General features: G+C 58.0%; 8 protein-coding genes and 2 pseudogenes. 9 read left to right on the plus strand and 1 reads right to left on the minus strand.

Annotated elements, in window-relative coordinates; genetic code table 11:
* From QVO43_RS03240 to rny, 6 genes and pseudogenes are all read left to right on the plus strand, one after another.
* Window positions 1-259 (plus strand): annotated as a pseudogene (locus QVO43_RS03240) (bifunctional 3,4-dihydroxy-2-butanone-4-phosphate synthase/GTP cyclohydrolase II); the annotation flags it as partial.
* Window positions 256-717, plus strand: a complete 462-nt coding sequence (gene ribH / locus QVO43_RS03245; RefSeq protein WP_022487164.1) for a 6,7-dimethyl-8-ribityllumazine synthase — start codon at window positions 256-258, stop codon at window positions 715-717. The pseudogene QVO43_RS03240 and the gene ribH, both read left to right, overlap by 4 nt.
* Before the next feature lie 9 nt (window positions 718-726).
* The gene (hslO, locus tag QVO43_RS03250) at window positions 727-1,587 is read left to right on the plus strand and encodes an Hsp33 family molecular chaperone HslO (RefSeq protein WP_022487165.1); all 861 of its coding nucleotides are present in this window, start codon (window positions 727-729) and stop codon (window positions 1,585-1,587) included.
* 60 nt (window positions 1,588-1,647) lie between these two features.
* On the plus strand, window positions 1,648-2,736 hold the full coding sequence (gene recA, locus QVO43_RS03255) for a recombinase RecA (RefSeq protein WP_022487166.1): 1,089 nt from the start codon (window positions 1,648-1,650) through the stop codon (window positions 2,734-2,736).
* A complete protein-coding gene (locus tag QVO43_RS03260; protein ID WP_022487167.1) occupies window positions 2,726-3,262 on the plus strand; it encodes a regulatory protein RecX in 537 nt (178 codons plus the stop codon). Before recA ends, QVO43_RS03260 begins: the two co-directional genes overlap by 11 nt.
* A gap of 200 nt (window positions 3,263-3,462) precedes the next feature.
* The gene (rny, locus tag QVO43_RS03265; RefSeq protein ID WP_022487168.1) at window positions 3,463-4,992 is read left to right on the plus strand and encodes a ribonuclease Y; all 1,530 of its coding nucleotides are present in this window, start codon (window positions 3,463-3,465) and stop codon (window positions 4,990-4,992) included.
* Window positions 4,993-5,041: 49 nt separating this feature from the next.
* On the opposite strand, the gene QVO43_RS03270 is transcribed toward rny, so the two are convergent.
* Window positions 5,042-5,608 carry an ECF transporter S component gene (locus QVO43_RS03270; RefSeq protein WP_022487169.1) on the minus strand — a complete coding sequence of 189 codons (567 nt, stop codon included), beginning with the start codon at window positions 5,606-5,608 and terminating at the stop codon, window positions 5,042-5,044.
* A gap of 163 nt (window positions 5,609-5,771) precedes the next feature.
* Between QVO43_RS03270 and QVO43_RS03275 the strand changes: the two genes are divergently transcribed.
* From QVO43_RS03275 to QVO43_RS03285, 3 genes and pseudogenes are all read left to right on the plus strand, one after another.
* The gene (locus QVO43_RS03275; protein WP_022487170.1) at window positions 5,772-6,362 is read left to right on the plus strand and encodes a metal-dependent phosphohydrolase; all 591 of its coding nucleotides are present in this window, start codon (window positions 5,772-5,774) and stop codon (window positions 6,360-6,362) included.
* A gap of 93 nt (window positions 6,363-6,455) precedes the next feature.
* Window positions 6,456-7,256, plus strand: coding sequence for a uridine phosphorylase (udp, locus tag QVO43_RS03280; RefSeq protein ID WP_022487171.1), 801 nt, complete (start codon window positions 6,456-6,458; stop codon window positions 7,254-7,256).
* Window positions 7,253-7,709: pseudogene (locus QVO43_RS03285) on the plus strand (phosphopentomutase); the annotation flags it as partial. The gene udp and the pseudogene QVO43_RS03285, both read left to right, overlap by 4 nt.

The following is a 7,709-nucleotide window of genomic DNA, read 5'->3' on the forward strand; positions in this document are numbered from 1 at the left end:
CAATGTGAAGCTGGGCTTCAAACCGGATATGCGGGATTACGGCATCGGGGCACAGATCCTGGCAGACCTGGGGCTCACCAGCATCCGGCTGATGACCAACAACCCGGCCAAACGGGCAGGCCTTTCCGGCTATGGAATCACCATTACGGAAACAGTGCCCATCATCATGAAAGACAACTGCTACAACCATCGGTACATGGTCACCAAACAGGTGCGCATGGGCCATGAATTACATGAAGATGTGGAGGATGTAAAATGAAAATTCTGGAAGGACAACTGTTAGCGGAAGGTCTGAAAATCGGGATCGTGGTATCCCGTTTCAACGAATTCATCACCAGCAAGCTGCTCAGCGGGGCGGAAGACACCCTGCGCCGGCATGGGGCCAATGGGGATGACATTACCGTGGCCTGGGTGCCCGGGGCTTTTGAAATCCCTCTGATCGCCAAGAAAATGGCCAAAAGCGGCAAGTATGACGGGATCATCGCCCTGGGGGCTGTGATCCGGGGTGCCACCAGCCATTACGACTATGTATGCAACGAAGTGTCCAAGGGGATTGCCCTGGTGAACATGGAAACGGAAGTGCCCACTGCCTTCGGGGTGGTCACTACGGAAAACATCGAACAGGCCGTGGAACGGGCCGGCACCAAAGCCGGGAACAAGGGCTCCGATGCGGCCATGGCCGTGATCGAAATGGTCAACCTGGCCAAACAGCTGTAAGAGGTGCCTATGGAAGATGTGTTAGTCAAGGCCACCGCCGGAGATGCCCGGATCTATGCCGTGACCACCACCCACCTGACCCAGCACATGAATGAGATCCACCACTGCAGCCCTCTGGCAGCGGCGGCCCTGGGCCGTACCGCCGCCGGAGCCCTGCTGCTGGCGGCCACCATGAAGGCGGGAGAAGCGGTGACGGTCCGGTTCAAGGGGGACGGCCCTCTGGGCCAGGTAATGGCCGATGCCCGGGATTATCAGGTCCGGGGCTTTGTGATGCACCCGGAAGTGATGCTGCCTCTGAAAAACGGCAAGCTGGATGTAGGCGGTGGGGTAGGCCATTACGGGGTGGTCACCGTTACCCGGTGCCCTCTCCAGGGAGAACCCTTCACCGGGGTCTCCACCCTGAAAAGCGGAGAAATCGCCGCGGATCTTACCCGGTACCTGGCGGTATCGGAACAGACCCCTTCCAGCGTGGCCCTGGGGGTACTCATTGAGAAGGACGGCTCCGTGGCCGTTTCCGGCGGATACTTTGTCCAGCTGCTCCCTGATGCTTCGGAAGAGACCATCAAGACCCTGGAAGAGAACATACTGACCCTGCCCTATGTGACGGAACTGCTCCAGACCGGTCTGGATGCCGAAGGAATGATCCGGAAGGTGGCCAAGGGGCTGCCTGTGGAGATCCTGGAATCCCATCCGGTTTCCTTCCACTGCGGCTGCAGCCGGGACAAAGTGGCGGGCATGCTCTGCGGCCTGTCCAAAAAGGATTTCGAAGAAATCCTCCAGGACCCTCAGACCGAGGTCCACTGCCAGTACTGCAACAAATCCTACGTGTTTACCCAGCAGGAATTGAAAGATCTCCCCAGAAAACCTTGACTTTACGAACAAATGTTTATATACTAAATAGAAGCAACTGCAGTACAAGGAGATGATACCATGAGTTTGGATGCGGATAAGAATAAAGCGTTGGATGCGGCTCTGAAACAGATTGAAAAGGACTTTGGCAAAGGGTCCATCATGAAGCTGGGGGCTGCCAGCGCCAAAATGAACATTGAAACCATTCCTACTGGGGCCCTGTCCCTGGATATTGCGCTGGGGGTAGGGGGGATTCCCCGGGGCCGGATCATCGAGATCTACGGACCGGAATCTTCCGGCAAGACCACCGTGGCCCTGCACATGATCGCCGAGGCCCAGAAACGGGGCGGCTACGCGGCCTTCATTGACGCGGAACATGCCCTGGATCCGGAATATGCCCGGCACCTGGGCGTGGATATCGACAACCTGCTGATTTCCCAGCCGGATACCGGGGAACAGGCCCTGGAAATCTGTGACGCCCTGGTGCGCAGCGGTGCCATAGACATTATCGTCATCGACTCCGTAGCGGCCCTGGTGCCCAAAGCGGAAATCGAAGGGGATATGGGGGATTCCCATGTAGGGCTCCAGGCCCGGCTTATGAGCCAGGCCCTCCGGAAGCTCACCGGGGTCATTGCCAAGTCCCGTACGGCGACCGTGTTCATCAACCAGATCCGTGAAAAGGTGGGGGTCATGTTCGGGAATCCGGAAGTGACCACCGGGGGCCGTGCCCTGAAGTTCTACTCCACCATCCGGATGGATGTGCGCCGGGTGGAAAGCCTGAAGAGCGGCAACGACATCATCGGGAACCATACCCGGGTGAAAGTGGTGAAAAACAAGGTGGCGCCTCCCTTTAAACAGGCGGAATTCGACATTATGTACGGGGAAGGGATTTCTCATGAAGGATGCCTGGTGGACTTGGGTGTCCAGTACAACATCCTGAACAAGAGCGGTGCCTGGTATTCCTACGGAGACCAGCGGATCGGTCAGGGGCGGGAAAACACCAAGACCTTCCTGAAGGAACATCCGGATATGGCTGCTGAAGTGGAAGCCCGGATCCGGGCAGCAGCCGGCCTGCCGGCGGACGGGAAACCGGTCCAGGCACAGGATGGCGCCCAGGAACCGGATGAATTGGTCATGACTCCGGAAACGGACGGAGACCATGTGGAGTAAATCCAAAAAGCTGCTGACCACCCATGCGGAAGCCTACAACTTCTGCCTGGACAAGCTGGCCCTCCGGGACCACAGTACCCGGGAACTGCGGCAGAAGCTGGGGGAACGGGGCTGCCCGGAAGAACTCCAGGACCAGGTGCTCCAGAAACTGGCGGACCATCACTTTGTGGATGATGCCCGGTGTGCCCGGTCGGTGCTGGATGCCTGGCGGCGGAAGAAGTTCTACGGAAAGCAGTATCTCCGGCTGATGCTCACCCGCCGGTGCCTGTCCGGGGAGGACGCCCGGGAGGCATTGGGGGAAGTCACCGAAGAGGAAGAAACGGACCGGGCTCTGGCCCTGGCCCAGGCCCAGGGGGACAAGATCCGGCGGAAATATCCGGAAGACCCCAGAAAGGCCAAAGCCGCTCTGGCCCGGATGCTGGCCAGCCGGGGCTTCGGCACCGGCCCCATCGCCATGGCCCTGGAAGATTTTTCAATGGAATCCCAGGAACCCGAGACCGGGTTCCCTCCACTGGCTAGAGACTAGGGACTAGTGATTAGAGACTAAAAAGGGACTGTTGCCCAGGCAACAGCCCCTTTTTATTGACACCTCTGTGAAAATACTATAAAATATTTCTGTCCAATCGCGTTCATTGGGTATTAAGGCGACCTCTGGTTGCCTTATTTGTTGTATGAGTAGGGTTTTATGAAAAATTCGCAAAAGAGGAGGTGCTCATCATAGATCCCATGAGTGTAGTTATTGCTGTAGTCCTTTGTTTATTAGGCGTTGGAGGCGGATATCTGGCTCGTAAAAATGTAGCTGAGGGAAAAATCGGCTCTGCAGAAGAGACAGCCAAACAGATCCTGGAAGATGCCAAGAAAGCAGGCGATGCTAAGAAGAAGGAAGCGCTGCTGGAAGCCAAGGAAGAAATCCACCGTCTCCGGTCCGAAATGGAACGGGAAAATAAAGAAAGAAGAGCGGAACTCAGCAAAAATGAACGGCGTCTGGTCCAGAAGGAAGAAAACGTCGACAAAAAAATGGATGCTTATGAAAAGAAGGAAGAAAAACTTCTGGAACAAAGCAACCGCCTGCGGGAAGCCCAGGCCAAAGTCGATGCCCTGTACGACCAGCAGATGGTGGAACTGGAACGGATTTCCGGTCTCACCAGTGAAGAAGCCAAGCAGGAACTCCTGGACAATGTCCGGGAGGAAGTCAAACATGACAAAGCCCGCCTGATCAAGGAAATGGAACAGGAAGCCAAGGATACCGCGGACCAGAAGGCCCGGGAAATCATTTCCCTGGCCATCCAGCGGTGCGCTGCCGACCAGGTGGCGGAAACCACGGTCACTGTGGTGCCCCTGCCCAACGATGAGATGAAAGGCCGGATCATCGGCCGGGAAGGCCGGAACATCCGGACCCTGGAAACTCTCACCGGTATCGATCTGATCATCGACGACACGCCGGAAGCGGTGATCATTTCCGGCTTCGACCCGGTACGCCGGGAAGTGGCCCGGATCGCCCTGGAGAAACTGATCAACGACGGCCGGATCCATCCGGCCCGGATCGAGGAAATGGTGGAAAAAGCCCAGAAGGAACTGGATCAGAAGATCAAGGAAGCCGGGGAACAGGCTACCTTCGAAGTGGGTGTCCACGGCATCCATCCGGAACTGATCAAGCTGCTGGGCCGTCTGAAATACCGGACCAGCTACGGACAGAACGTGCTGAAACATTCCACCGAAGTGGCTCACCTGGCCGGCCTGATGGCCGCCGAACTGGGGGTGGACGTGAACTCGGCCAAACGGGCCGGGCTGCTCCACGATATCGGCAAGGCCGTGGACCACGAAGTGGAAGGGTCCCATGTGGACCTGGGGGCGGAAGTGGCCAAACGGTATCACGAATCCGATATCGTCATCAACACCATCATGTCCCACCACGGAGACTGCGAACCCACATCCGTCCAGGCAGTGCTGGTTTCCGCCGCCGATGCCATTTCTGCGGCACGGCCGGGAGCCCGTCGGGAGACCCTGGAAACCTATCTGAAACGGCTGACGCGGTTGGAAGAAATCGCCGAGTCCTTCGACGGCGTGGAGAAATGCTATGCTGTCCAGGCCGGACGGGAAATCCGCATCATGGTGAAACCGGAAAAGGTGGACGACGATGCCGCCACCATCCTGGCCCACGATGTGGCCAAGAAGATCGAAGAGGATATGGAATATCCGGGACAGATCAAAGTGGTCATCGTCCGGGAAACCCGGGCAGTGGATTATGCGAAGTAGAAATAAAAAAGGGCTGTTGCATGGGCAACAGTCCTTTTTTATTTGTGGGTCACAGCCCTATGCTTTTCTCCATCACCCGATACAGCACCACTGCCAGCACCACGGACACCACATTGCTCACCGCCATGCTGACGGCGCAGTTTATGGCGCTTACGTAAGCGATTGGTTGGGGCAGGCCCAGGATGAACACCTTGAAACTGTAGCGGATCAGGGGCTCGGTGATCACGTTCACCATGGAACCGAAGATGGAGGCCAGGGCCGCGGCTCGGAGCCGGGCTCTGTTTTCGGTGAGCCGGTCCAGTTGGCACAGGTGCTGAGCCGCCCAGGCGGTGGACCAGCCCAGGAGGAACTTGGCCAGGAAGGTGGGTGGGGCGGAGGTGGTGTACCCGGCCAGCAGGTCCGCCAGAGCCAGGCCGATGGCCCCGGACAGGGCTCCGTATCTGGCCCCCAGCACCAGGGCGGACAGCAGGATGAAGGCGTGGCCCACGTAGATCTTCCCGGTCAGTCCCAGACCCATGGGAATCTCGATCCGGAGATAGGAGAAGCAGGCGAAGGCCAGTGCGGCGAACATCCCTGCCAGTGTCAGTTTGCGTATTTGCTGTTCCTGCAATTTCATCAACTCCCTTATAGCTTTTTATTATAGCGCCGGCCCTCCTGTGAAAAAATACACGGTTTGAACGTTTTTGAAAGAAAAATGTGCTTCTTCCGGAACTTTTGTTTCTCCTTCATCCACTCCTTGTGGTATACTGGGGATAATGACGTTGGAAGGAGAGACAGAAATGGCCAATACGCGCGAAGAAGCTTGGGAACTGCTGAAAGAATACAACCAGGAACCCTTCCATCTCCAGCATGGACTGACGGTGGAAGGCTGCCTGCGGTACTTTGCCCGGGAACTGGACTATGGGGATGAGGAAGACTTCTGGGGCATGGTGGGCCTGCTCCATGACCTGGATTTTGAGAAATATCCGGAACAGCACTGCCGGAAGGAAGCGGAGATCCTGAAGGAAAAAGGCTGGGACGACCGGCTGATCCATGCGGTGGCCAGCCACGGATGGCCCCGGTGCAGCGATGTGGAACCCAGGGAGGAAATGGAAAAGGTCCTCTATGCGGTGGACGAACTGTCCGGGCTCATCGGGGCAGCGGCTCTTATGCGCCCCAGCAAAAGCGTCCAGGATATGGAAGTGAAGTCCCTGAAAAAAAAATTCAAGGACAAGCATTTTGCTGCCGGCTGCAGCCGGGACGTGATCCAGCAGGGGGCGGACATGCTGGGCTGGGATTTGAACAAACTGTTCGAACAGAGCATCCTGGCCATGCGGTCCTGTGAGGAAACCGTGCGGGAAACCATGGAAAAAGAAGAAGGAAAGGCCTGAAGGGCCAAAAACAGGGGGAGCGGGACCTTGAACAAGGGTCCTGCTCTTTCGTATAATAAAGAGAAAGAGAACTGCAACCAAGGAAGTGATACCATGGATCGTCATTATGCGGAACCTCATGAAGTCATGTATCATACCCAGCTGTCCCGGGAACGGCTGATGGGAGCGGATACGGCCCTGCTGCCCGGGGATCCGGGACGGGTCCGGTCTCTGGCGGAAGCCATGGGCCCTACGGTGGATCTGACCAGCCACCGGGAATACACCAGCTGTCTCACCCAGGTCCAGAACCGGCCGGTACTGGTGTGCTCCACCGGTATGGGAGGCCCTTCCACCGCCATCTGCCTGGAAGAACTGGCCCGGCTGGGGATCAGACGGGTGATCCGGGTGGGGACCACCGGCTCCATCCAGGACGGCCTGGAACTGGGAGATGTGGTGATCATCAAGGCAGCGGTCCGGCTGGAGGGCACCAGCTCCCACTATGCCCCCCTGGAATTCCCGGCGGTGGCGGATTTTGAACTGACCCAGCTGCTGGCCTATGCGGCCCTGGTGGAAAACGTGCCCCATCAGGTGGGCATCTGCTGCAGCTCGGATACCTTCTGGCCCGGCCAGGAACGGTACGACAGCTTCACCGGCTATGTACTCCGCCGGTTCCAGGGGAGCATGAAGGAATGGCAGCAGCTGGGGGTCACCAACTACGAAATGGAAACCGCCCCGGTGTTCGTCACCTCCCAGGCCCTGGGCCTGAAGGCGGCCAGCTTGTGCGGGGTGGTGGCCAAACGGACGGAAAGCGAAAGCATTGCCTCGCCGGAAATCTACCGGCTGGCGGAGAACCGGTTCCAGACCATTGTCCGCCGGGCATTGAACGAGTTGTTGGGAAGGGAGGAAAAGAAATGAAACGGTGCATCATCCTGATGATGGATTCCTTTGGCATCGGGGGCGCCCCTGATGCGGCAAAATTCGGAGACGCCGGAGCGGATACCCTGGGCCACATTGCCCGCTGGTTTGCCCGGCAGAAGGAGCAGGCCCCGGGAGCGTCCTTCCTGGCCCTGCCCAACCTGGCCCGGTATGGGCTGGAACTGGCCCACAAAAGGAGTACCGGGGAGGACCTGGCCCATTCCATCGGCAGTCCGGAACCCCTGGCCGGGGCCTATACCTATGCCAAAGAGATCAGCAGCGGCAAGGATACCCTCAGCGGCCACTGGGAACTGACAGGAGTGCCGGTGATGTTCAACTGGGGCTATTTTCCCGACAAGCCCCACTGCTTCCCGAAGGACATCATTGACGGGCTGATCCGGGAAGGCCATCTCCCCGGTGTGCTGGGGGAAAAGCACGCTTCCGGCACGGTGA

Source organism: Acidaminococcus sp. CAG:542 (assembly GCF_000437815.1).
GTDB lineage: Bacteria > Bacillota > Negativicutes > Acidaminococcales > Acidaminococcaceae > Acidaminococcus.